General features: G+C 73.9%; 20 protein-coding genes and 2 pseudogenes. 19 read left to right on the plus strand and 3 right to left on the minus strand.

Translation table 11 applies throughout. The annotated features are described in order from the left end of the window. The first annotated feature begins 167 nt into the window (after positions 1-167). From LNW73_RS28245 to LNW73_RS28275, 7 genes are all read left to right on the plus strand, one after another. The gene (locus LNW73_RS28245) at positions 168-2807 is read left to right on the plus strand and encodes an alpha/beta fold hydrolase (protein WP_250991810.1); all 2640 of its coding nucleotides are present in this window, start codon (positions 168-170) and stop codon (positions 2805-2807) included. After that, entirely contained in the window at positions 2804-3697 is an 894-nt protein-coding gene (locus tag LNW73_RS28250; protein ID WP_250991811.1) for an ABC transporter permease, read from the plus strand. Before LNW73_RS28245 ends, LNW73_RS28250 begins: the two co-directional genes overlap by 4 nt. A gap of 133 nt (positions 3698-3830) precedes the next feature. Beyond that, positions 3831-5186, plus strand: a complete 1356-nt coding sequence (locus LNW73_RS28255; protein ID WP_374118284.1) for an esterase-like activity of phytase family protein — start codon at positions 3831-3833, stop codon at positions 5184-5186. Between the two features lie 80 nt (positions 5187-5266). Next, complete coding sequence (locus tag LNW73_RS28260; RefSeq protein WP_138353079.1) at positions 5267-5452, plus strand: hypothetical protein; 186 nt, start codon at positions 5267-5269, stop codon at positions 5450-5452. Between the two features lie 63 nt (positions 5453-5515). Continuing rightward, positions 5516-6058 (plus strand): MOSC domain-containing protein, encoded by a 543-nt coding sequence (locus LNW73_RS28265; RefSeq protein WP_250991813.1) that lies wholly within the window; start codon positions 5516-5518, stop codon positions 6056-6058. A 1-nt stretch (position 6059) separates the two neighbouring features. Further along, positions 6060-6641: an NADAR family protein gene (locus LNW73_RS28270; protein WP_250991814.1), complete on the plus strand. Its 582-nt coding sequence runs from the start codon at positions 6060-6062 to the stop codon at positions 6639-6641. A gap of 149 nt (positions 6642-6790) precedes the next feature. Further along, entirely contained in the window at positions 6791-10051 is a 3261-nt protein-coding gene (locus LNW73_RS28275) for a hypothetical protein (protein WP_250991815.1), read from the plus strand. 11 nt (positions 10052-10062) lie between these two features. Here the strand turns inward: LNW73_RS28275 and LNW73_RS28280 are convergent, their stop codons facing one another. Continuing rightward, positions 10063-11319 carry a DUF4032 domain-containing protein gene (locus tag LNW73_RS28280; RefSeq protein ID WP_250991816.1) on the minus strand — a complete coding sequence of 419 codons (1257 nt, stop codon included), beginning with the start codon at positions 11317-11319 and terminating at the stop codon, positions 10063-10065. Between the two features lie 137 nt (positions 11320-11456). Between LNW73_RS28280 and LNW73_RS28285 the strand changes: the two genes are divergently transcribed. Continuing rightward, entirely contained in the window at positions 11457-12839 is a 1383-nt protein-coding gene (locus tag LNW73_RS28285; RefSeq protein WP_250991817.1) for an FAD-dependent oxidoreductase, read from the plus strand. Between the two features lie 48 nt (positions 12840-12887). Here the strand turns inward: LNW73_RS28285 and LNW73_RS28290 are convergent, their stop codons facing one another. Next, positions 12888-13844, minus strand: coding sequence for a hypothetical protein (locus LNW73_RS28290; protein ID WP_374118208.1), 957 nt, complete (start codon positions 13842-13844; stop codon positions 12888-12890). 124 nt (positions 13845-13968) lie between these two features. On the opposite strand from LNW73_RS28290, the gene LNW73_RS28295 reads away from it, so the two are divergent. The 3 genes and pseudogenes from LNW73_RS28295 to LNW73_RS28305 all read left to right on the plus strand — a co-directional run. Further along, positions 13969-14349, plus strand: a complete 381-nt coding sequence (locus LNW73_RS28295) for a deoxyxylulose-5-phosphate synthase (protein WP_250991818.1) — start codon at positions 13969-13971, stop codon at positions 14347-14349. Between the two features lie 74 nt (positions 14350-14423). After that, complete coding sequence (locus tag LNW73_RS28300) at positions 14424-14699, plus strand: hypothetical protein (protein WP_250991819.1); 276 nt, start codon at positions 14424-14426, stop codon at positions 14697-14699. 91 nt (positions 14700-14790) lie between these two features. Next, positions 14791-15272 (plus strand): annotated as a pseudogene (locus LNW73_RS28305) (alpha/beta fold hydrolase); the annotation flags it as partial. Between the two features lie 10 nt (positions 15273-15282). Here the strand turns inward: LNW73_RS28305 and LNW73_RS28310 are convergent. Continuing rightward, positions 15283-15882, minus strand: a complete 600-nt coding sequence (locus LNW73_RS28310) for a class I SAM-dependent methyltransferase (RefSeq protein ID WP_250991820.1) — start codon at positions 15880-15882, stop codon at positions 15283-15285. A 13-nt stretch (positions 15883-15895) separates the two neighbouring features. On the opposite strand from LNW73_RS28310, the pseudogene LNW73_RS28315 reads away from it, so the two are divergent. The 8 genes and pseudogenes from LNW73_RS28315 to LNW73_RS28350 all read left to right on the plus strand — a co-directional run bounded on the left by LNW73_RS28315 (position 15896) and on the right by LNW73_RS28350 (position 23358). Continuing rightward, positions 15896-16230, plus strand: a pseudogene (locus LNW73_RS28315) (YnfA family protein). 135 nt (positions 16231-16365) lie between these two features. Then, positions 16366-17136, plus strand: coding sequence for an MHYT domain-containing protein (locus LNW73_RS28320; protein ID WP_250991821.1), 771 nt, complete (start codon positions 16366-16368; stop codon positions 17134-17136). 50 nt (positions 17137-17186) lie between these two features. Then, complete coding sequence (locus LNW73_RS28325) at positions 17187-20084, plus strand: sensor histidine kinase (protein WP_374118285.1); 2898 nt, start codon at positions 17187-17189, stop codon at positions 20082-20084. Then, complete coding sequence (locus tag LNW73_RS28330; RefSeq protein WP_138353090.1) at positions 20081-20500, plus strand: roadblock/LC7 domain-containing protein; 420 nt, start codon at positions 20081-20083, stop codon at positions 20498-20500. The genes LNW73_RS28325 and LNW73_RS28330 overlap by 4 nt, the downstream gene beginning before the upstream one ends. A 6-nt stretch (positions 20501-20506) precedes the next feature. Next, positions 20507-20890, plus strand: a complete 384-nt coding sequence (locus LNW73_RS28335) for a DUF742 domain-containing protein (protein WP_250974877.1) — start codon at positions 20507-20509, stop codon at positions 20888-20890. Next, positions 20871-21479: a GTP-binding protein gene (locus tag LNW73_RS28340; RefSeq protein WP_138353092.1), complete on the plus strand. Its 609-nt coding sequence runs from the start codon at positions 20871-20873 to the stop codon at positions 21477-21479. The genes LNW73_RS28335 and LNW73_RS28340 overlap by 20 nt, the downstream gene beginning before the upstream one ends. A gap of 197 nt (positions 21480-21676) precedes the next feature. Then, on the plus strand, positions 21677-22087 hold the full coding sequence (locus LNW73_RS28345) for a roadblock/LC7 domain-containing protein (protein ID WP_250974875.1): 411 nt from the start codon (positions 21677-21679) through the stop codon (positions 22085-22087). A 119-nt stretch (positions 22088-22206) separates the two neighbouring features. Continuing rightward, complete coding sequence (locus tag LNW73_RS28350; RefSeq protein WP_250991822.1) at positions 22207-23358, plus strand: DUF6397 family protein; 1152 nt, start codon at positions 22207-22209, stop codon at positions 23356-23358. Positions 23359-23368: the final 10 nt, after the last annotated feature.

The following is a 23368-nucleotide window of genomic DNA, read 5'->3' on the forward strand; positions in this document are numbered from 1 at the left end:
CGGCCCCCGAGGGGCCGTTGGGCGGTCGGAACCGCCATGGATCGCACGGGCCGATCGAGAAGTCAAGGGAGGCGGCCGTCCGAGACCGCTGCCCGGTGTCTGTGAATACGCGGGGAATCCGGCGGCCGGTTCGAGGCCGGCCGGAGGGGCGACCGTAGGATCGGGCCATGGATCTTCGACTGCCGCGGCGCAAGCGGTTGCTCACCGGCGCGGTGGTGCTCGCCCTGCTCGGTGGCGCCGGAACGTGGGCGGTGGCGTCGTCGGCCGCCTCGCCCGGCACCGCCGTGCACCAGGAGAACGCGATGCTCCCCGGGCAGGGGGAACGGCTCGACACGTCGTTCTTCACCTCCGGCGGGACGCAGCGCCGCCCCGCCGTGATGCTCGGACACGGCTTCGGCGGCAGCAAGGACGACATGCGCGACCAGGCCGAGGACCTGGCGCGCCAGGGCTACGCCGTGCTCACCTGGTCCGCCCGCGGCTTCGGGAAGTCCACGGGCACCATCGGCCTCAACGCGCGGGACGGTGAGGTCGCCGATGTGAGCCGGCTCGTCGACTGGCTCGCCAAGCGGCCCGAGGTGCGGCTCGACGCGGCGGGCGACCCCCGGGTCGGGGTCGCCGGGGCGTCGTACGGCGGGGCGATCTCCCTGCTCGCCGCGGGGTACGACCGGCGGATCGACGCCATCGCCCCGCAGATCACCTACTGGAACCTCGCCGACTCGCTCTTCCCCGGCGGCGTCTACAAGAAGCTCTGGGCAGGGATCTTCTTCTCCAGCGGCGCACGGGCCGGCGATCCGGCGTGCGGACGTTTCGCCCCGGCCGTGTGCGCGATGTACCAGCGGGTCGCCGTCGCCGGGAAGCCCGACGCGGACGCCCGCACCATGCTGGACAAGCTCAGCCCGTCCGCCGTCGCGGACCGCATCAAGGTGCCGACCCTGATCGTGCAGGGCCAGAGCGACTCGCTCTTCCCGCTCGGCCAGGCCGACGCCATGGCGAAGGCGATCACCGCGAACGGCGCGCCCGTCGACGTCGACTGGATCTCCGGCGGCCACGACGGCGGCGACCTGGAGACCGCCCGGGTGGAGGGCCGTATCGCCGCCTGGTTCGACCGCTACCTCAAGGGCGACACCGCTGCCGGCACCGGACCGGCCTTCCGGGTGACCCGCACCGGCGGGGTGAACTCCACGGACGGCCGGGCCGTGTTGCGCGGCGCGACCGCGGACCGCTACCCGGGCCTGGCCGGCACCTCGTCGCGCACGGTCACCCTCGCCGGCGGCGAGCAGACCATCGCCAACCCGGCGGGCGGCAGCCCGCCCGCGATCTCCTCGCTCCCGGGCATCGGCGGCCTCTCCCAGCTGTCCAGCCTCGGCGCCGGCATCTCGCTGGACTTCCCCGGCCAGTCGGCGCACTTCGACTCGGCCCCGCTCGCCTCCGGGATCCGCGTCACCGGCTCGCCCACCGTCACCGTGCGCGTCAGGACCGCGGCGGACGACGCGGTGCTCTTCGCGAAGCTCTACGACGTCGCCGCGGACGGCCGCCCGTCGCTGCCCGCGCAACTCGTCACCCCGGTACGCGTCGCCGGCGCGGCCGACGGCAGGAGCGTGGAGCTGCGGCTGCCCGCCGTCGACCACCAGTTCGCGGCCGGCCACCGGCTGCGGCTCGTCCTGGCCAGTACCGACCTCGCCTACGCCTCACCGGCCCCGGCCGCCACGTACACGGTCTCGCTCAGCGCTCCCGCGCTGACGCTGCCGACCGACCCCGCAGTCGCCACCGCGGCCGCCGGGCTGCCGTGGTGGACCTGGGGCATGCCGCTCGGCGCGGCCGTCGTCGCCGCGCTGCTGCTCCTCACCGGCCGCCGCCGGGTGCGGACCCCGGCCCCCGACCCGGCGCTGTCCGGGGTACCGCTGCAGATCACCGACCTGAGCAAGAAGTACGCCAAGTCCGCCGACCGCTACGCCGTCCGCGATCTCACGTTCCGCGTCGAACGCGGCCAGGTGCTCGGACTCCTCGGCCCCAACGGCGCCGGAAAGACCACCACCCTGCGGATGCTGATGGGGCTGATCCGTCCCGACGGCGGCGAGATCCGGGTCTTCGGCGAGGCCATCAGGCCCGGTGCGCCGGTGCTGTCCCGGGTCGGCTCGTTCGTCGAGGGCGCGGGCTTCCTGCCGCACCTGTCGGGGCGCGCCAACCTCGACCTGTACTGGCAGGCCACCGGCCGGCCCGCGCAGGACGCGCACTTCGAGGAGGCGCTGGAGATCGCCGGCCTCGGCGACGCGCTGCGCCGGGCGGTCCGCACCTACTCGCAGGGCATGCGGCAGCGGCTGGCCATCGCGCAGGCGATGCTGGGCATGCCGGACCTGCTGATCCTGGACGAGCCGACCAACGGCCTCGACCCGCCGCAGATCCGGGAGATGCGCGAGGTCCTCATCCGGTACGCGGCCGAGGGCCGCACCGTGATCGTCTCCAGCCATCTGCTCGCCGAGGTCGAGCAGAGCTGCACCCACCTCGTCGTGATGGACCGCGGGCGGCTGATCACCGCGGGCCCGGTCGGACAGATCACCGGCTCGGCCGACACCCTGCTCGTCGGCGTGGAGGGCGAACTGCCCGAAGGGGTCCTGGAGAAGGTCGCCGAGCTGCCGGGGCTGTCGGGCGCGGTGCGCGGCGACGACGGCCTGCTCATCGCCCTCGACGGGATGACCGTCCCGCAACTCCTCGTCGAACTCGTCCGGCTGGACGTCCCGGTCACCCGGGTCGGACCGCACCGCCGCCTGGAGGACGCCTTCCTCACCCTCATCGGAGGCAACGCATGAGCGCCACCGCCCCGGCACCTTCCCCGGCCTCCGCCCCCGCCACCTCCACGGCCCCCGGCTACCACCCGCGCCGCACCCTGCCGCTGCGGGTGGAGGCCATGCGGCAGTTGCGGCGGCGGCGCACCCTCGTCGTCGGCGCGGTGCTCGCCGCACTGCCCTTCATCCTCATCGCGGCCTTCGCCATCGGCGGCCAGCCCGACGGCAGCGACAGCCGCAACGGGCCCTCCCTCATCGACACCGCGACCGCCTCCGGCGCCAACTTCGCCGCCACCTGCCTGTTCGTCTCGGCGGGCTTCCTGCTGGTGGTCCCGGTGGCGCTGTTCTGCGGCGACACCATCGCCTCGGAGGCCAGCTGGTCCTCGCTGCGCTATCTGCTGGCCGCGCCGGTACCCCGGATGCGGCTGCTCACCAGCAAGTTCCTGGTGGCGCTCGGCTTCAGCGCGGCGGCGATGCTGCTGCTGCCCGTCGTCGCCCTCGCGGCCGGCACCGTCGCCTACGGCTGGGGCGATCTGCAGATTCCCACCGGCGGGTCGCTGCCCTCCGGTACGGCGCTGCCGCGGCTGGGAATCGTCGTCGCGTTCATCTTCGTCAGCCAGCTGGTCACCGCGGCGCTCGCCTTCTGGCTCTCGACGATCACCGACGCCCCGCTCGGCGCCGTCGGTGGAGCCGTCGGGCTCACCATCGTCGGCAACGTCCTGGACGCCGTCACCGCGCTCGGCTCCTGGCGCGATCTGCTCCCCGCCCACTGGCAGTACGCCTGGGCCGACGCCCTCCAGCCGCACCTCGAATGGTCCGGCATGATCCAGGGCGCGGCGGTCTCCGTCTCCTACGCCCTGGTGCTCACCGCGCTCGCCTTCCGCGGATTCCGGACGAAGGACGTCGTGTCCTGAGCGCCCCGGCCTGGCGCGGGGTGGCCGTTCGTCCAGTGCTGGGCGGGAGTTCACCGGGACGTGGGCCCGTGTTGGGCCGGACCGCAGAGCCTTGGGGCGCCCGAAGTACCGGTGTTCTGGGGGAGGTCCGATGATGGAGCGTTTCGTGGGTGTCCGACGGGTCATGCGTCGTCCGGTCGCTGTGGTGATTCCGGTGGCCGCGCTCGCCGCCCTCGGACTGCCCGGCCAGGCCGAGGGCGCGCCCGCCGCGCACCGTCCGGCCGCCCGGGTCACCGGCACCGCCACGCTGCCCGCCATCGCGCTGGGGACCTTCAGCAACCACCTGCTGCCCGGCACGGTCGGGGACGACCGCGGGGTGAAGCTCGGCGGCATCGGCAGCGACATCTTCCCGGCGGGACGTCCCGGCGAGTACTGGACCGTCACCGACCGGGGCCCCAACGGCCAGATCAAGGTCGGCAAGGACAAGCGGCGCACGTTCCCCGTGCCCGGGTTCGACCCGGCGATCGTCAAGGTGAAGGTCGTCGGCGACACCCTCAAGGTGCTGACGTCGATCCCCATCTCCACCTCGCACGGCGCGCCCGTCACCGGGCTGTCCGACCAGGCCTCGCGGGACGAGGCGCCCTTCACCTACGACGCGTCGACCCCGCTGGCGTTCAACCCGAACGGGCTCGACACCGAGGGCATCGTCCGGGCGGCCGACGGCACCTTCTGGCTCGTCGACGAGTACGGCCCCTCGCTGGTCCATGTCTCGGCGAAGGGCCGGGTGCTGACCCGCTACGTGCCCAAGGGGCTCGGGCTGACCGGCGCCGACTACCCGGTCGTCGAGGCGCTTCCGGCGATCCTGCTCCAGCGCAAGATCAACCGTGGCTTCGAGGGGCTCACCCTGCTGCCCGGCGGCGACCTGGTGATGGCCGTGCAGAGCCCGCTGTCCAACCCGGACAAGACCGCGGGTGAGACCTCGCTGACCACCCGCCTGCTGCGCTTCTCGCCGCGCCACCGGGCGGTCACCGCCGAGTACGTCTACCGCTTCGACCCGGTGAACGTCGTCGACCCGAGCGAGACCGACCCCTCCGAGCTGAAGATCTCCTCGGTCGTCGCCGTCGGCCGGGACCGGCTGCTCGTCGAGGAGCGCACCGACAAGGCGGCCCGGCTGCAGCTGGTCACGCTGCGCGGCCGGGACGACGTCCTCGGCCGGTCCTGGGACGACCCCGCGACCGCGCCCTCGCTGGAGCAGCTCGCCGACCCGGCCGCGGCCGGGGTGCCGGTCCTGGCCAAGAAGCTCGTCGTGGACCTGAACACGGTCCCGGGCGTGCCGCTGAAGGTCGAGGGCGTCGCCGTCGTCGACCGCTCCACGCTCGTCCTGATCAACGACAACGACTTCGGCATGACGGACGGCCCGGGAGCGTTCGACGCCGCCGGACGCCTGGTCGACAGCGGTGTGCGGACTACCCTGGTACGTGTACGGCTGGACCGGCCGCTGCCCCGGTGAGCCGTGTGCGGGAACCAGGACGGACCACTGGGCGTTCTTCCTGACAAGCGCGGCATGTGCCGCGGACGGAGGCGGGGAAGATGTCCAATCGTGCGAAGCTCGCCATCGGCGGAGTGGGCATAGGGATCGTCCTGCTGATTCTGGGCGTCCCCTTCTGGCTCGCACTGCTGGTGGTCATCGGTGTACCGGTGGCCGCGTATCTGACGCTCGATCCCTCGCAGCGGCGTCGGCTCAAGAGGATCTCCCGCCGCGAAATAGGCCGCTGACCTGCCCCTCGCCGATAGTAGGGTGATCGTGGAATCATCCACCGGTCGAGGGGGAGACGGCTCATGGGCGGGACGGTCACGGCGGTCAGCCGCGGTGCGGAGCACCACTTCACCAAGCCGAACGAGGAGAGCATCCGGCTGCTCGCCGGTCTCGGTGTGGAGGGCGACGCCCACCTGGGCGTGACGGTCCAGCACCGGTCCCGCGTCGCCCAGGACCCGACGCAGCCCAATCTGCGCCAGGTCCATCTCCTCCACGCCGAGCTCTTCGACGAGCTGCGGACCGCCGGTTATGACATCGCCCCCGGCGACCTGGGCGAGAACGTCACCACCCGGCAGCTGGACCTGCTCGGCCTGCCGGTCGGCGCCCGGCTGCGGCTCGGCGCGGCGGCGGTCGTCGAGATCACCGGACTGCGCAACCCGTGCCTGCAGATCGAGCACTTCCGCACCGGCCTGCTCAAGGAAGTCGTCTTCCGCGACGAGGCGGGCGAGCTGATCCGCCGGGCCGGGATCATGGGCATCGTGCTCTCCGAGGGCGAGGTGCGCCCCGGCGACCCGATCGAGGTCGAACTGCCTGAGGGCCCGCACCGGCCGCTGGAGCGTGTGTGACATGGCGGACGAGGACAGCACGGCAGCGGGTGTCCGCACCGTCGAGGACCTGATCGAGTACACCCGGCGCGGCCGGCGGGTGAAGTACGTCCACTTCTGGGGTCATCAGCCGCAGCGCGACGGCAGCGTCGGCGCCGGCTGCTTCAGCCAGTGGTGGCCGTCGTCCTTCACCGTGAACGGCGTTGCGTACGCCACCGCCGAGCACTGGATGATGGCCGGCAAGGCCCGCCTCTTCGGCGACGCGGAGGCGGAGCGCGCCGCCGTGGCGGCCGTGCACCCCAAGGCCGCCAAGGCCGTGGGGCGTTCGGTACGGGGCTTCGACGACGCGACGTGGCAGCGGGAGCGCTTCGAGCTCGTCGTCGAGGGCAGCGTGGCCAAGTTCGGGCAGCACCCCGAGCTGCGCGACTATCTGCTCGGCACGAACGAGCGCGTGCTCGTCGAGGCCAGCCCGCTCGACCGGATCTGGGGCATCGGACTGGCCGGCGACGACGAACGCGCCCAGGACCCGGCCCGCTGGCGCGGTCTCAACCTGCTCGGCTTCGCGCTCATGGAAGCCCGCGCCCGGCTCGCCGACGAGCAGTAGCCACTGAGCGGACACCTGGGCGGTGCGGCTGCCGGACGGTGCGGCTGCCGGGAGCCGGTGGAAATACCGTTGCGGGCGGTTCCCCCGGGTGCGAGCATCACGGTCATGATGATCCGAAAGGCCGGCCTCGCGACCCTCCGGTGATCGCGATGACCCCACACGCATTCGACCACCTGCCCTTCCCGGCCCGTATGCGGGCCCTCGCCGAATACGCCCGGGCCCTGGACGCCGACGGGTACCGCGATCTGCGGGCCGCGCTCGACGCCGGTGATCCGGACGAACGGCAGACCGCCCTCTTCCTGGCCGTCGCCCGCCGCGACCTCGACACGGTCACCGCGGCACTCGACGACCCGCTGCTGCGGTCCCGGGCGCTGGCGGCCGCGATCAGGCTCCCGATTCCCGAACAGGCCCTGGCAGCCCTCGCACTGAGCGAGATCCGCGCCATCCGCCATGACACCTACCGCGTGCTGCGCCTCTCCCGCCGCCGCGCCCTCGCCGACCGGCTCCTGCCGCAGGTGCACGAACGGTACGGCCGCGCGGAGGCCGCCCGGATGCTCCCCGCCTGCACGCCCGGGACCACCGGTGAGTGGCTGCCCCGGCTGGACGCACCGCCGGGGGTACTCCGTTCACTGGCCCGTACGGCTCCTGGCGCGCTGGCCGCCCAACTGGCCGACGATCACCGGGCATCCACGGATCCGCGGCGGAGCGGCGTCCCGCGATCGAACGACCGCCGGCTGGTCACCACACTCGTCGAACGGGACCCCGACGCCGGGATGCTGCTCCTGGAACGGGCGCCGGAGCTGCTGACCGAACGCGCCCTGTCCGTTCTGCTGCGCAGACCGCGGGCTGTGCTGGAATCGGTGCGCCGCACGGGAACGAAGGAACTACCGCTGGAAGCCCGGCCCTTCCCACGTGCGACCCTGCGCGCGCTGCGCGCCCTCGACCCACCGGAACTGGTCGAACTCGCCGGAATCTGCGCGTCGTCCACCCGCCTCGGGGGACCGTTCGGCACGGTGGTGGCGCCGGACCCGTTGCTGCTCCTGCTCCCGGCCGACGCCCGCCGCCGGCTCGTGGAGGCGCGCATGGCGGAGGGGAAGCGCGGTTACGGTCTTCCGCTCACCGCGGTGGCCGCTCTCGCGCCCGCCGAACGTACCCGCGTCCTGGAGCAGTTCATGTCCAGGGCTGCCCGCGGCCCCCGATGGCGGCGCCGGGCCGCCGCCGTCCTGCCGCCGGCCGCCGCCGAACCCCTGATCCGTGAACTCAGGGACTCGCACCGGGTGCACGAACGGGCCCAGGCCTGGCCTGTGCTGCTCAGCAGCGCACAACTGCACGGCGATCCGGCCGAATTCGCCCGCATCGTGGCCTCCTGCGAACGGGCCTGGCACGACCAGGAGGTGGTCCGCCACGCCGCCCTCACCCAGGCGGCCGCGACTCCGGCCCGGCTCCTCGGTGCCGTGCCGCCGCACTGCCTGCGCGACATGGCGCTGACCACCGTCCAGTCCCGCGACTCCACCGCCCACACCCTCGCCGCGGCCGAACGCTGGCTGCGCCGTACGGTGACCGTCGCCGCCGCCGGGGGCGACGGAGAACGGGCGGCGGCCGTCGCCCTCCTGCTGACCGAGATCGTCGCCGACCCGCGCCGGACGGGCGGAGCCGTCCCGCTGAAACTCGGTGACCACGCGTCGCGGCTGGTCTGGGAGGCGGCGCGCCGGACCGGTCCGCGTCCGCGGCACCTCGTCGCACTGGCCGAACTCCTCGCCGGCAACGGCGACCCGGTGCCGGAACTCGACGCGCTCGTCGGGAGCACCGCCCTGTCGGACGGCGATCCGCAGCTCGCGGCCCGTGCCGCGGACGTCTGGCTGGCCGCGCCCGGCACCCGCGCGGAACGCTGCGGCCGGCTCATCGCGGCCGACCCGGCGTTCGCCTCGGTTCCCCGCGTCCAGCACACGCTGGTGAACCGCCGTACCGACCTGCTCGACGCGGTACTCGACCCCGGCGTGCCGACCCGCACGGCGTGGGTGCCCGCGCTGCCCCGTTCGGTCACCGGCCGCTGGCTGCCGCACCAGCGGGCGCTGCTCGACCGGCGGCTGGTGGCGGTCGCCGCCGACGAGGACGCGACGCTGCGCCGCCGTGCCGACGCCGCCGTGCTGCTGCGCGACGATCTGCTGCTGCGCTGTCTCGTCGACGACGCGCCGCAGCCGGTCGCGGCGGCGGCGCTCACCGCGCTCGGCGGCCTGGGAACGGGTGCGCTCGGCCTGCTCCTCGAACACGCCTCCGGCGCGGGAGTACGGGGCAAGGCCGCCATGGCGGCCGTCCGGCGGCTGCTCGGCACCATGCCCGGCAGCGCGGCCGTCGCACTGCTCGCGCCCGTCGTCAGCGACCGGGCCGCACCCGTCGGCACCCGGAAGGAGGCGGCACGCGCGCTGGCCGAACTGATGGAGCTGCCCGGCGAGTCGGCGTTCAGCGCGCTCCTGGCCGGCTGGGACGCGCCCGGTCAGCACCGTGACGTCCGCGCTGTGCTGGCGCGGCCGCTCGTCGGGCGGATCGACCGGCCACCGGTGGCCGCGCGGCTCGCCGCGCAGTTGCATCAGCCCGCCGTCCGCGAAGCCGTCATCACCGCGGATGCCGACGTGGTATCCGGGGAGGTGCGCGGAGCCTACGCCCGGTTCGTCGCCGGGCTGGTGCCGGTCGCGGAGCCGGAGATCGCGGGGGCCGTCTGCCGCGCGATGTGGCAGCACCGCGCCTGGCCGGCCGAGGAGGTGGCCGGGCCGCTGGCCGCGGCCGTCGCCGATCCAGGACGGCCCTCCGGCCTGCGCGAGAGCGCGGCGGCGGTCCTCACCGGCTTCGCCGGTTCGCCCGCCGGTCTCGCCGCGTCGCGCACCGCCCTCGAGGCGCTCGCGGTCCAGGGCGGTGAGGGGCCGGCTGACGTACGGCGCGCCGCGCTCCGCATCCTGCACCATCTCGTCGAGCGCTACGGGCAGCCGTCGGCCGTGGTGCTGGACGTCCTCACCGACGCCCTGCTGCGCGCGGGACTGCGGCGCACCGCCACCTCCACCGCGCTGGACGCCGCGCTGACGGCGATGCGCGCGGGGGATCCGGCGCCCGGCCGGTGGGACCGCTGGCTCGGCCTGGTCGCGGACCATCCGCACGGACTCGAACTGGGACAGCGGCAGTATCTCGATCACGGGCGCGAGCCGGTGCCCGCTGCCGTGCACGCGACGGTCGTGAGCCTGCGGGGCCGCGGTGCTCCCGCCGCCGGTCTCGTCGCCGTCGAGGTGGTCCGCGCGGCGGGCCGGAGCTCCGGATGGGAGGCCCCCTGGCCGGCCGAACTCGCGGCGCTGTGCGCGGACCCGGACCCGGGCGTCGCCGAATCGGCGCTCCTGGTGGACGTGGAGCGGGGTTCCGCCTGACGGCCTGACGGCTACGGGCCGGTGGTCTCCGCATCGGTGGCGGGCGCGAGATGGCCCGCCGCCGAGCGGTCGGCGGCCGCGGCGCGTACGTAGTCCTCGATGGCGGCGTCGAGACCCACGTCGTGCTGGGCCTGCTCGGACAGGAACCAGCGGTGCTCCAGGAGCTCGTGGAACACCTGGGCGGTGTCCAGGGAGGCGCGCAGCTCCTGGGGGACCGCACGGACCGTCGGCCGGAAGACCTCGCGGACCCAGCGGTGCGCGAGGACCTCGGGCCGCGCGCCCAGCGGGTCGCCCGGCGTGTAGTCGTCCTGCGAGGCCATCCACGTCTCCAGGTCGTTCAGGAGACTGCGCGCCTGGTTCTCCTCGGCGTCCATGCCGGTCAGCCGCAGCAGCTGCCGCTGGTGGTGGCCCGCGTCGACGACCTTGGGGAGGAACGTGACGGCGTCGCCGTCCGGCGACCGCTGGATCTGCATCTCGGCCACGTCGAAGCCGAGCTCGTTCAGCCGGCGGATGCGCCGGTCGATGTAGTGCCGCTTGCCGACCGGATAGACCGACTCCCGGGTCAGCTCGTGCCACAGCTCCTCGTACCGGTCGGCGATCGCCTGGCCGAACAGGACCGGGTCGACCGACGGGTGCAGCGAGCCGCCCGCCTCCAGGTCCATCAGCTCGCCCGAGATGTTCACCCGGGCGACCTCGATGTCGTACTCGCGCTGCCCGCGCGTCAGCTTGGGCTGGATCTGGCCGGTCTCGGCGTCCACCAGATAGGCGGCGTACGCTCCCGCGTCCCGCCGGAAGAGCGTGTTGGAGAGGCTGCAGTCACCCCACGCGAAGCCGGTCAGATGCAGCCGGACCAGCAGTACGGCGAGGGCGTCGAGGAGCCTGCTGACGGTGCCGGGCCGCATCGTCGTCTCGAACATCGACCGGTAGGGCAGCGAACCGTTGAGGTGCCGGGTGATCAGCACCGGCTCCAGCGGCTCCCCGTCCGCGCCGGTGCGGCCGGTCACCACCGCGACCGGGTCGACCGCGGGTATCGCCATCCGGTCGAGATCGCGCAGCAGCCCGTACTCGCGCACGGCGGCCCACTCGCCGACCTCCTTCACCGCGACGACCTCGTCGCCGGCGCGGGCGAACCGCACCACATGGCGCGAGATGCCGCGCGGCAGGGCGACCAGGTAGTCGTCCGGCCATTCCTCCAGCGGGATGCCCCAGGGCAGGTCGAGGAGGGCCGCCGGGTGTTCGGGCGCGGTCGCGGTGATCTGCAGCTCCATGACGCACCAGTGTGCGGCAGCCGCGGCGCGCCCGGACCGGCGGGTCGGGGAAACTCTCGGGGGCCGGGCACCGTTGAGCGATCATGCGGTGGCGCGGGTCGCGGTGGCCGCGGAGGCTGACAAGGAGCGTGTGGGACATGGCGGAACGACTGGTCGTCATCGGCGGGGACGCGACAGGGATGTCGGCCGCCTCACAGGCACGCCGGCGCCGGGGCCCCGACGACCTGGAGATCATCGCCTTCGAGCGCGGTCATCACACGTCCTACTCGGCCTGCGGCATCCCGTACTGGATCGGCGGCGAGGTCGACGGGGCGGACGCGCTGGTCGCGCGGACCGCCGCCGAGCACCGCGAGCGCGGGATCGACCTGCGGCTCGGCACCGAGGCCGTCGGGATCGACCTCGACCGGCGGCGGGTGCGCACCCGGGAGGTGGCGGGCGGCGCCGAGTCCTGGACCGGCTTCGACCAGCTCGTCATCGCCACCGGCGCCGTCCCCACTCGGCCGCGGATTCCCGGCATCGACGCGGACGGGGTGCACGGTGTGCAGACCCTGGACGACGGCGAGGCCGTGCTGCGCACCCTGGAACGCGGCGGCGCACGGCGGGCCGTGGTCGTCGGCGGCGGCTACATCGGCGTCGAGATGGCCGAGGCCATGATCCGCCGCGGCCTGGACGTCACCCTCGTCGACCGCGGTGAACAGCCGATGTCCACGCTCGACCCCGACATGGGCCGGCTCGTGCGCGAGGCGATGGAGGGCATGGGCATCGAGGTGGTCTCCGGCGCGGAGGTGCGCAAGGTGCTCACCGGGGACGACGGACGGGTGCGGGCCGTCGCGACCGAGGACGCCGAGTACCCGGCCGACGTGGTGGTGCTCGGGCTGGGCGTCCAGCCCAACACCGGGCTCGCCCGGGACGCGGGCCTCGCCCTCGGCGAGCACGGCGGGCTGCTCACCGACCTGGCGATGCGGGTGCGCGGCGCGGAGGGCGTCTGGTCCGGCGGCGACTGCGTCGAGGTCCTGAACCTGGTGTCCGGCACCCACCAGCACATCGCGCTCGGCACGCACGCCAACAAGCACGGACGGGTCATCGGCATCAACATCGGCGGCGGGTACGCCACCTTCCCCGGCGTCGTCGGTACCGCCGTCAGCAAGGTCTGCGACGTCGAGATCGCCCGCACCGGTCTGAAGGAGTCGCAGGCGCGCGCCGCGGGGCTGCGCTTCGTCACCGCCGTCATCGAGTCCAGCAGCCGGGCCGGTTACTACCCGGGAGCCGCGACCATGACGGTCAAGATGCTCGCCGAACTCCGCACGGGGCGGCTGCTCGGCCTGCAGATCGTCGGACGGGAGGGCGCGGCCAAGCGCGTCGACATCGGTGCCGTCGCCCTCACCGCCGGCATGACCGTCGACCAGATGACGGCGCTCGACCTCGGCTACGCGCCGCCGTTCTCTCCCGTCTGGGACCCGGTGCTGGTCGCGGCGCGCAAGGCCGCCGACAAGGTGGAGGCCGAACGGCGGGGGCACTGAGGTGGCGGTGTATCGACTTATCGATGCCGATGGGGCGGCTCCGGGCGCTCAGACGGGCCGGGCGGCCAGCCGGTCCAGTGCTTCCAGCAGGGCCGGCAGCGCCGGGCCGCGGCGAACCGGGTGGACCTCGCCCGGTTCGTCGTCGAGGAGCACGAAGGCCATGTCGTCGGTCCGCGCCACCAGGCTCCAGCCGGGACCGTCCGCACGTACCGCTCCATGCGCCGCCCGGACCCGTCCGGGCGGCGGCGGTGAGCTGAGGTACGCCTCCGCGCTCTCCAGCGCCCGGCGCACGCCCGCATGGTGCACGGCCACGGTCCCGGAGGCGTCGTTCCCGGCCGCGTCGTCCGGGGCGTCCGTCTCGTCCGCGGCGTCCTCGCCGGCGGTGGCGTCGCCCGGAGTTGCCTCGTCGGAATCGGCCTCGTCCGTACGGGCTCCGTCCGTGGGAGCGTCGGGATCGGGCGCTCCGTCCTCGGTCGCTGCTTCGTCCCCGGCCGCCGCTTCGTAGACGGCGTCATCGGTGAGCTGTTCGCGCCAGGCCCACCACCGCAGAGCGATCTCGTCCGCGCCCAGCCGTCGTTGCGCCCCGCCCCAGGTCTCCAGGTCGGGCGGTGCCAGCGGCGGCCGGCCGCCCTCCTCCTCCGACGGATCGTGCGGATCGGGTACACCCGGCGCGGCGACCGCGACCGGCAGCGGCCAGCCCGGCAGGGCCGCGGCGACGTAGCGCTCGTCGGGGGAGAGGTCGTACTCCAGCCCGCAGTCCCAGGCCGCCAGCGCGCATGCGACCAGGGCCGTGTCGGTGATCGCGACGGTCCAGCGGGCGCCGCCGCCGTCCTGTCCGAAGAGCAGACCGTAACCGTCCCTGGCGGGCTCCAGACCGAGCACCTCGCAGGCCTGCGGGTAGTCGTCGGCGAGCACGCTCGGGAACTGCGCCGGCGTCAGCATCGCCGCCGTGAGCACGAACAACGCGTCGTCGTCCTGCTGCGTGTAGTCGTCCGTATCGGTCACGGGGCCCCTCCCTCTCTTCGGTCCGCGCACCTTAACCAGCGGGTAACGTCCGCGTCGATAGCGGGGCCCGACCGGAGGAAAAACCGCTCGGAACGCAGGCGCCGCGCCCCTTACCCTGCGGGGTATGGGTGTCCACCGCACGCACTACGTCTGCCTCCCGTGCCGCGCCTCCTACAAGCAGGAGTACGGGCCGGAGCGGGCCCGGCGCTGCCAGCGCTGTGCCGCCGAGCTGATCCACGCGGGATCCGCGTTCGCGGCGCCCCGCCGGAGCGACGCCCCGGCATGGCGGGTGCTCACCGTGCTGCTCACCGCGGGCGTCGGGTTCCACAAGTCCTGCTGCGGCGGTCCCGGCTTCCGCCCGCGGACCCTGCGCGAGGTGCGCGAAAACCTGGCGTACGCGGCCGCCACCGGGGAACCCGTCGCGCGCGCCCTGACCGGCTACCGCCTCTCCATCACCGACCGCCGTCCGGGCAAGCCGGGTTCCCGCCCCCTGAAGCGGAGATAACCCAGGGGAGAGCGCGAACTCGGCGACAGGGAGAGGTGATGGGCATGCCCGGCCTGCTGCACAGGATCGGAGACGTGTTCAGACTGCCGGTGCGAGCACCCGACCCGGCGGGTCCCGGGGACCGGGCCCCGCTGGAGCACAACCTGTTCGACGCGGCCGCGACCTACGTGGTGGCCTGCATCGCCGACGACCAGGACCGGATCGACAAGGCCGCGGGCCGAGTCGCCCCCGACGCCCTGATGTTCGGCGTCAACGAGCTCGCGCAGCGCGCGGTGCTGACGCTGGCCCGGGAACACGGAACCGAGCCGGAGACCATGGCGCGCACCCTGCTCGGCCTGCCCGCGGCGTAGCGCCTGTCCGGCCGAGCTCCAGGGCCGTTCCCGCTACGTCGCGTCCGGATCGTCGCCGAGCTCCTTCACGGCGGGGGAGCGGCGGCCGTTCATCCGCTGGACGGAGGCGGCCGGCACCGGCCCCGCGCGGGTGTACCTGCATGGACTCGGCTCGGCCTCCGGGCGCCGTACTTCGCGCATGTCGCGGCGCATCCGGCGCTCGCCGGCCGGCACTCGCTCTTCGTTGATCTGCCCGGATTCGGGATCAGCGACCGGCCCGCGGACGGCGGTGGATTCGCCGCCGTGGTGGAGCGGGTGGGCCCGATCTGGGGGGCCACGATGCGGCTCGCCGACCCGGTGGCGCTGTACCGCACCGCCACCCGGCCGGCGCGGGGCACCGAACCCACCATGCGGACGATGCTGCTGGCGATGGACATTCCCCGCACCTTCCTGGTGGGGGAGTTGAGCCCGGACGTCGACGGCCGGACGGAACTGGTGGCGGCGGGTGTCGACGTCGAGACGGTGCCGGACGCCGGTCACAACATGATGTCCGACAACCCCGGGGCGTTCGCCGCCGTGATCGCCGGGGCCGGTTCGGCAGCGGTCAGTTCAGCCGCGTTGCCACGGACAGGTACCGGTCCTCGGAGTCGTCGTACACCGTCAGCTCCCAGCCCGCGTCGGTCAGCAGCCGGGGGAGGTTGGGCTTCGCGCGGACGTCGTCCTCGTGCAGCTCATGGCCGCGCCGGGCGGCGAGCGCGGCGCGGCCGATCGGGTGGAAGAGCGCGAGCCGGCCGCCGGGCCGGGTGACGCGGGCGAACTCGCGCAGCCCGGCCGCCGCGTCCGGCAGATGGTGCAGCAGCCCGGCGGCGAAGACCGCGTCCAAACAGGCGTCGCGCAGCGGCAGCCGGGCGCTGTCCGCCTCGATGAGCGAGCCGGCGCGGTGGCGGCCGAGCGCGGTCGCCTCGTGCAGCATCTCCGGGGTCAGATCGGCGCCGACGACGGTGCCCGCCGGGCCGACGGCGGCTCGCAGCGGGGGCAGCGCGCGGCCGGTGCCGCAGCCCACGTCGAGGGCCGACTGGCCGGGCCGCAGGCCCAGTTCCGCGACGGCCGCCGCGTAGGCGGGACTGTCGTCGGGGAAGCGCTTCTCCCAGCCCACGGCCTTGGCGGCGAAGAATTCGCGGACTCGTTCACGTTCGGTCTCCATGCATCATGTTCGCATGATCACGCTGCGTTCCGCCGCTCTGTTCGTCCTTGCCGCGCTGCTGGAGATCGGCGGTGCCTGGCTGATCTGGCAGGGCATCCGCGAGCACCGCGGCTGGGCCTGGATGGGGGCGGGAGTGGTGGCCCTCGGGTGCTACGGGTTCGTCGCGACCCTGCAGCCGGACGCCGAGTTCGGACGGATTCTGGCCGCGTACGGCGGTGTGTTCGTCGCCGGTTCGCTCGTGTGGGGGATGGTGGCGGACGGCTACCGGCCCGACCGGTTCGATGTGGTGGGGCGGTGGTCTGCCTGGTGGGGGTGGGCGTGATCATGTATGCGCCACGCAGTGGCTGAAACGTCCCGCCTGCGCGCATGTTCGAGCGTTGCGCGATCGTTCGGGGCCGGATCAGCGTACGAGACTGTCAATATCCGCCGGGTTCCGAACTGCCCGAAGGACTGCGAACACCACGGGTCTAGCGTCCCGGACCCATGGGACACATGGACCAAGCCGGCTTCGGCTGGCTGACCCCGACGCTGTCGTACGTGATGGCCTGCGTGGGCTCGACGCTCGGCCTGCGCTGCACCGTACGCGCGCTCGGCGCGACCGGCCGCTCCCGGCGCAACTGGCTGCTGACCGCGGCCAGCGCGCTCGGCACCGGCATCTGGACGATGCACTTCGTCGCGATGCTCGGCTTCCGGGTCTCCGGCACCGAGATCCGCTACAACGTGCCGCTGACCGTCCTGAGCCTGCTGATCGCCGTCGCCGTCGTGGGCGTCGGCGTGTTCATCGTCGGCTACGGGCGGGGCCGCATCCGCTCCCTGCTGGCGGGGGGCCTGGCGACCGGACTCGGCGTCGCCGCCATGCACTACGTCGGGATGGCGGCCCTGCGGCTGCACGGCACCATCTCCTACGACCCGGTGCGCGTCATGCTGTCCGTACTCATCGCGCTGGCCGCCGCCACCGCCGCGCTGTACGCGGCGCTGACGGTTCACCGGCCGGTCGTGGTGGCCGGGGCGTCACTGGTGATGGGTGCGGCGGTGAGCAGCATGCACTACACAGGGATGTTCGCCGTGCGGGTGACGGTCCGTCCGTCGTCCGAGGTGCTGCCGGGCGCGAGTGCCACCGCGTTCCTCTTCCCCCTGGTGGTCGGCCTGGGCTCGTACCTCTTCCTGACGTCGGCCTTCGTCGCGCTCTCCCCGAGCGCCCGTGAACGCGCCGCCTCCGCGTCCGCCCAGTCGCTGCACGAGGGTGCGGCGTGAGCGCTCCGCGCGGCCGCCGCGCGCACGCCGGACCGCCCGCCGACGAGCGGATGTCACCGCTGGCACTGGCCGCGGGCGCACCCGGGGCGGCGGGTCCCGGGGGTGCGGACGTTCCGCCGCGGACGGATGCGGATCCGGAGGGGCCCGGCGGGGCGAAGACGCCTGCCGGGTCGAACGCTTCCGCTCAAGCGAACGCTTCCGCTGGAGCGAACGTTTCTGCCGGGACCGGTGGTCCGCGATGGCCGGGCGCACGGCCGCCGGTTCGGTCGCGGTTCGTCCCGGGGCTGGTGCTGCGGCCCAGGACGGTGCGGGCGAAGATCGTCTCCATCCTCATGGTGCCCGTCGTGTCGCTGATGGCCCTGTGGGCCTTCGCCGCCGTCAACGCGGCCCAGGACGTCTCCGGCCGGCTGCGCACCCAGCAGGTCGAGAAGGAGGTCAGCGGCCCCGTCGCCGCCTCCGTCACCGCCCTGCAGGCCGAACGCCGCGCCGCCGCCCTGTACCTGGCCGCCCCGACCGCCGCCCGCGCGGCGCAGCTCGACAGCGCGGCCGCCACCACCGACCGGGCGGCCGGCGCGCTGCGGCAGGGGAGCAGCCACACGATCGCCGACGGCATCGGGCTGCCGTCCGACGTCGCGCCCCGGCTGCGGACGTTCATCGACGGTGTGACCGGGCTGCGCGCGCTGCGGGCGCGGGTCACGGCCCGCACCGCCGGCTGGGACGAGACGTACCGCGGCTACTGCGACGCGATCGAGAACGCCTTCTCCGCCATCGGCGTACTGACCGCCGGCCCCGACCCCGTCCTGACCTCCGGCAGCCGCGTCGCCCTGGAGTTCGGGCGGGCGGGCGAGATGCTGGCCCGTGAGGACGCCCTGATCTCCGTCGCGGAACTCACCGGCACCCTGGACGGCCCGCGCTACCGCGACTTCACCGGCGCCGTGCAGACCCGGCGGCTGTTGCTCGACGCCTCGGCCGGTGACCTGGGGGGCGGCAGCCGCGCGTCCTGGGAGAAGCTGAGCGGCTCCGCACCGTACAGCGCCCTGCTCGGCCTGGAGGACGGGGTGCTGCGCGCCGACCCAGGGCCGCACGCCGCGGCCGCCGCGCCCGCGGGCACCTGGACGGCCGCCTCCGGCCCGGTCATCGGCGGCCTGCGCGCCATCGACGACCCGGCGGGCGGCGCGGCCGCCGCCTCGTCCGGCACCGACCCGATCATCGGGGGGCTGGCCAGCACCTCCGGCGCGGCGGTGCTGCTCGGCCTGCTCGCCGTCATCGTCTCGCTCATCGTCTCCGTGCGGATCGGGCGCGCCCTGGTCACCGAACTCGTCGAACTGCGCAACACCGCACTGGAACTCGCCCGCCGCAAACTGCCGTCCGCCATGCGCCGGCTGCGCGCGGGCGAGGAGATCGACCTGGACGCCGAGGCGCCGCAGGGCACCCATGGCGCGGACGAGATCGGCCAGGTCGGCGAGGCGCTGCGCACCGTCCACCGTGCCGCGCTCACCGCCGCCGTCGAACGCGCCGAGCTGCTCAGCGGCGTCACGGGGGTCTTCGTCAACCTCGCGCGCCGCAGTCAGGTCCTCGTCCACCGCCAACTCGCGCTGCTGGACGGCATGGAGCGGCGCACGGAGGACCCCGGCGAGCTGGAGGACCTGTTCCGGCTCGACCACCTCACCACCCGCATGCGCCGGCACGCGGAAGGACTGATCATCCTGTCCGGCGCCGCCCCTGGCCGGGCCTGGCGCCGGCCGGTGCCCCTGCAGAACGTGGTGCGGGCCGCGGTCGCCGAGGTGGAGGACTACGCCCGCGTCGAGGTGCGGCGGCTGCCGCAGGCCGCCGTCGTGGGCGGCGCGGTCGCCGACCTCACCCACCTGATCGCCGAACTCGTCGAGAACGCCACCCAGTTCTCGCCGCCGCACACCAAGGTGCGGATCAGCGGCGAACAGGTCGGCAACGGCTATGTGCTGGAGGTCGAGGACCGCGGCCTGGGCATGGGCGGCGGGGCGCTCGACGAGGCCAACCGGCGGATCGCCCGCGCCCAGGCGCTGGACCTGTTCGACAGCGACCGGCTCGGGCTGTTCGTGGTCAGCAGGCTCGCCGCCCGGCACGACGTCAGGGTCTCGCTGCGGCCGTCCCCGTACGGCGGGACGACGGCCGTCGTGCTGCTGCCCACCGCGCTCATCGAGCGCTACGTTCCCGACCCGGCCCCCGCCCGCCGCGCCGCCGAGCGCAACCGCGCCCAGCGCGCCCACCGCGAGGACCCGGTCGTGGTCCGGCCGCTTCCGTCGCGGGGCGGAGGGGAGTTGGGGCGTGGTGCGGAGCCGGGGCCGGAGCCTGGGCATGGAGCGGAGTTGCGGAACGGATCGGAGCCGCGGAACGGCAGGGCGTTGGGGAACGGTCGAGCTTCTGGGAACGGCGACGGGTTGGGGAACGGTCGAGCTTCTGGGAACGGCAACGGGCTGGGGAACGGTCGAGCTTCTGGGGACGGCGACGGGTTGGGGTCAGGGAGCGGCAACGAGCGGGAGCGGCAGCACGGCTCACCGGATCCGGTCGTGGTCCGCGGGTCAGCCACCTCGTCCGCGCATCCGCCGCCGGGTGCGTCGGCTTCACCGGCTTCACCGGCTTCACCGGGTTCGCCGGGTCAGGACGGCCCGGCCGGTCCTGCCGCACCGGCCGCCCCCGTGGGCCCGGCGGCGAACGGCACCGCGCGCGGCGACGACGATCTGCCCCGTCGGGTACGGAAGGCGAATCTCGCTCCGCAACTCCTGGAGCGGCCCGCTCCGGAACGCGACGGGCCTGCGCCGGGCAACGGGCCGGACGGTGAGTCGGAGGACGCGGGCGGGCGTACTCCTGAGCAGATCCGCGCCACCATGACCGCGTACCGCAGCGGTTGGGCGCGCGGCGGTGGCCGTCCGGCCGGCCGCCCGGCGTCGAACGAGGGAGACCCGGCATGATCGAGGCGAACCGGTCCGGCCGGCTGGACTGGCTGCTGGACGAGCTGACGGACCGGGCGGCCGGGGTGCGGCACGCCGTGGTCCTTTCCAACGACGGCCTGGCGGTGGGTGCTTCACGGGCGCTGAGCCGTGAGGACGCCGAGCATCTGGCGGCGGTCGCGTCCGGCTTCCACAGTCTCGCCAAGGGCGCCGGCCGGCACTTCGCCGCCGGGGACGTACGGCAGACCATGGTCGAGCTGGACGGCGGGTTCCTCTTCGTGGCCGCCGCGGGCGAGGGGTCGTGCCTCGCGGTCTTCGCGACCGCCGGGGCCGATGTCGGGCTGGTCGCCTATGAGATGGCCCGGCTCGTCAAACAGGTCGGCGAGCACCTGCGGACGCCCGCCCGGCCGGACTCCGACACCACGGCAGGCGGCTGAACGCGGATGGACGGCCGCTGGTACGACGACGAGGCGGGCCCGATGGTCCGCCCCTACGCCCTGACCGGCGGCCGGACCCGGGGAGACGGCGGCAGCGCGCATCTCGATCTGATCGCGCAGGTCGTCGCGGAACCGGGCGCGGAGCCCGGCGCCGCCGGCGACCCGGCCCTGGCCCCGGAACACGGCACGATCCTCGCCCTGTGCCGGACCGATCCGCTGTCGGTCGCGGAGATCGCGGCCGACTCCGACCTGCCCGTGGGCGTCGTACGCGTCCTGCTGGGCGACCTGCTGACGCTGGGGTGGGTCCGGGTGCGCCGGCCGGTGGCGCCCGCCGAACTTCCCGGCGAACACATTCTGCGAGAGGTGATCGATGGACTTCGGGCGCTCTGAACAACCGGGCAGGCGTGACGAGCCCGCGCTGGCGTTGAAGATACTGGTCGCGGGCGGCTTCGGGGTCGGCAAGACCACCCTGGTGGGAGCCGTCAGCGAGATCCGGCCGCTGCGTACCGAGGAATCGCTCAGCGAGGCGGGCCGGGGCGTCGACGACACCGGCGGGGTGGAACGCAAGACCACCACCACGGTCGCCATGGACTTCGGGCGGATCACGATCCGCGCCGGGCTCTCGCTCTATCTCTTCGGCACCCCCGGGCAGGATCGTTTCTGGTTTCTGTGGGACGAGCTCTCCCACGGCGCGCTGGGCGCCGTCGTCCTGGCCGACACCCGCCGGCTGGAGGACTGCTTCCCCGCGGTCGACTTCTTCGAGCACCGCGGCATCCCTTTCGCGGTCGGCGTCAACTGCTTCTCCGGCGCGCGCTCCTACCGGCCGGAGGACGTCTCACGGGCCCTGGACCTGACGGAGGGAACGCCGGTCGTGCTGTGCGACGCGCGGGACCGTGAATCCGGCAAGGACGTGCTCATCGCCCTGGTCGAGCACGCCGAACGGATGCACGCCGAGCGTCAGCTGCGACGGGTCGGCTGACGGGGGCTGCCGGCAAGGGCTGCGAGGAGGCTATGGGGGCTAGGGGGCTATGGAGCTATGGGGCTACAGGGGTGGGCCGGCCACTCCCGGTGGGCCCCGCTGCCCGATACCGATTGCCGCTCGTGACCCGATGGGGACTTGCCGTAGCGCGCTGTTCAGGACAGTCTCGTACCGCAGTCGATACGGGGAGGCCGGGAATGACGGTGGGCAATGGACTCGCTTGGCTGTTGGACGACCTGACGGAGCGGGTACCGCATGTGCAGCACGCGCTCGTACTGTCCAACGACGGCCTGGTGACCGGGGCCAGCGGCAGTCTTGACCGGCCGACGGCCGAGCATCTGGCGGCCGTTTCGTCCGGGTTCCACAGCCTTGCGAAGGGCGCCGGCCGGCAGTTCCGGGTCGGCGGAGTGCGCCAGACGATGGTGGAGTTCGACGAGGGCTACCTCTTCGTGACCGCGGCCGGTGACGGCAGTTGTCTGTCGGTGCTGAGCGGTATGGAGGCCGACGTCGGGCAGGTCGCCTATGAGATGACGCTGCTCGTGCACCGGGTGGGCGAGCACCTCGGGGTCGCGCCCCGGCAGCCGGGGATAACTCCTTCCGGAGGGTGAGCCGGCGGGCCGGCGATGTGGTGCGCCGGTAGCGGTGGAGTTATCCACAGGCCACATGGGTGGGTCATCGGACTGCGCTAGATTCGTCACTGTCAGTAGTCGAGGCGGTGGGGGAAGTCATGGTGGTACGGGAGTCACTCGCGGTCGGAGTCGGAGTCGGGGTCGGGGTCGGGGTCGCAGCCGCGGTCGCGGTCGGCAAGGAATCACCCACGGGTGAGGTGCCGGCGGGCGAAGCGCTCGGGATGAACCGGGCCAGGGAAGAACTGGAACTGGAAACGGGAGAGTTCGAGCTCGCCGTCCAGCTCGGCGAGGTCCGGGCCGTACCGGCCGGGCCGGGCCGCAGGCGCGTCCTGCGCGACGAGGTCGACCGGCTGCGAGCGGCCGAGGGCTTCCCGCAGGCGCTGCGCGACCGGCTGCGCGTGGTCGGCAGCGGCGATGGAGCGGAGCTCATCGGGGTCAGCCGCGACCGCTTCGTCAAGCTGGCGAAGGGCGGCTTCATCCGGCCGGTCCGCTGGTACGTCAACCGCTACCGGGCCGTCGTCTGGATGTATCTGGCCGACGAGATCGGGCAGTACGCCCGGGATCATCCCGAAGCGCTGCACGGCAGGCTGCCGGTAACGCTGCGTGGCGCCCTGGACGACGGCGTGGACCACCGGGCACGTGGCTGGCGGGCCCGCCGGGCCGGGCAGTTGGTGCGGGACGCGGCCGACGCCTGGGAGGAGGCGGCGGTCTGGGCGGCGCTGCTCGGCACCGACGGTGCGGCCGAGGTGGTGCCGGATCTGTACGAACGGGCTTATCTGCGCAGGCTGCGGTCCGGTCTGCCACCGGGCCGGCCCGGTGAGTTCGCCTCCCGTGAACTGATCGACGCGGCGGTCACCGCGGACCACCCGGACGAGATCGCCCTGGCCCGGCTCTCCCTGGCCGAGGCCCTCGACCGCGCCCGACAGGCCCGCCCGGCCCCCCGCCCGGCCACACACCCAGCCGCCGCGGCGGAGCGGAAGCCACGACCGGCGGCCCCTGCGGTGGAACCGGAGCCGGGGTCGGGGCATGAGCCGGAGCCGGAACCCGATCCGGAGCCGGGGCATGAGCCGGGGCCGGGGCATGAGCCGGGGCACGAACCGCAATCACGCCCGCGGCTGCGGGCGGAACATGCGCCGGAGCCGTGCTCCGAGCGCGAGCCGGAGCCGCGCCCGCGCCGGGGCTGGCGGTTGCAGCGGCCCGGGGACAGCGCGGGGACCCGCCGCCGCAAGAAGCTGTTCCGGCGTACCTGAACGGCGGCGC

The organism is Streptomyces sp. RKAG337, from assembly GCF_023701715.1.
Classification (GTDB): Bacteria; Actinomycetota; Actinomycetes; order Streptomycetales; family Streptomycetaceae; genus Actinacidiphila.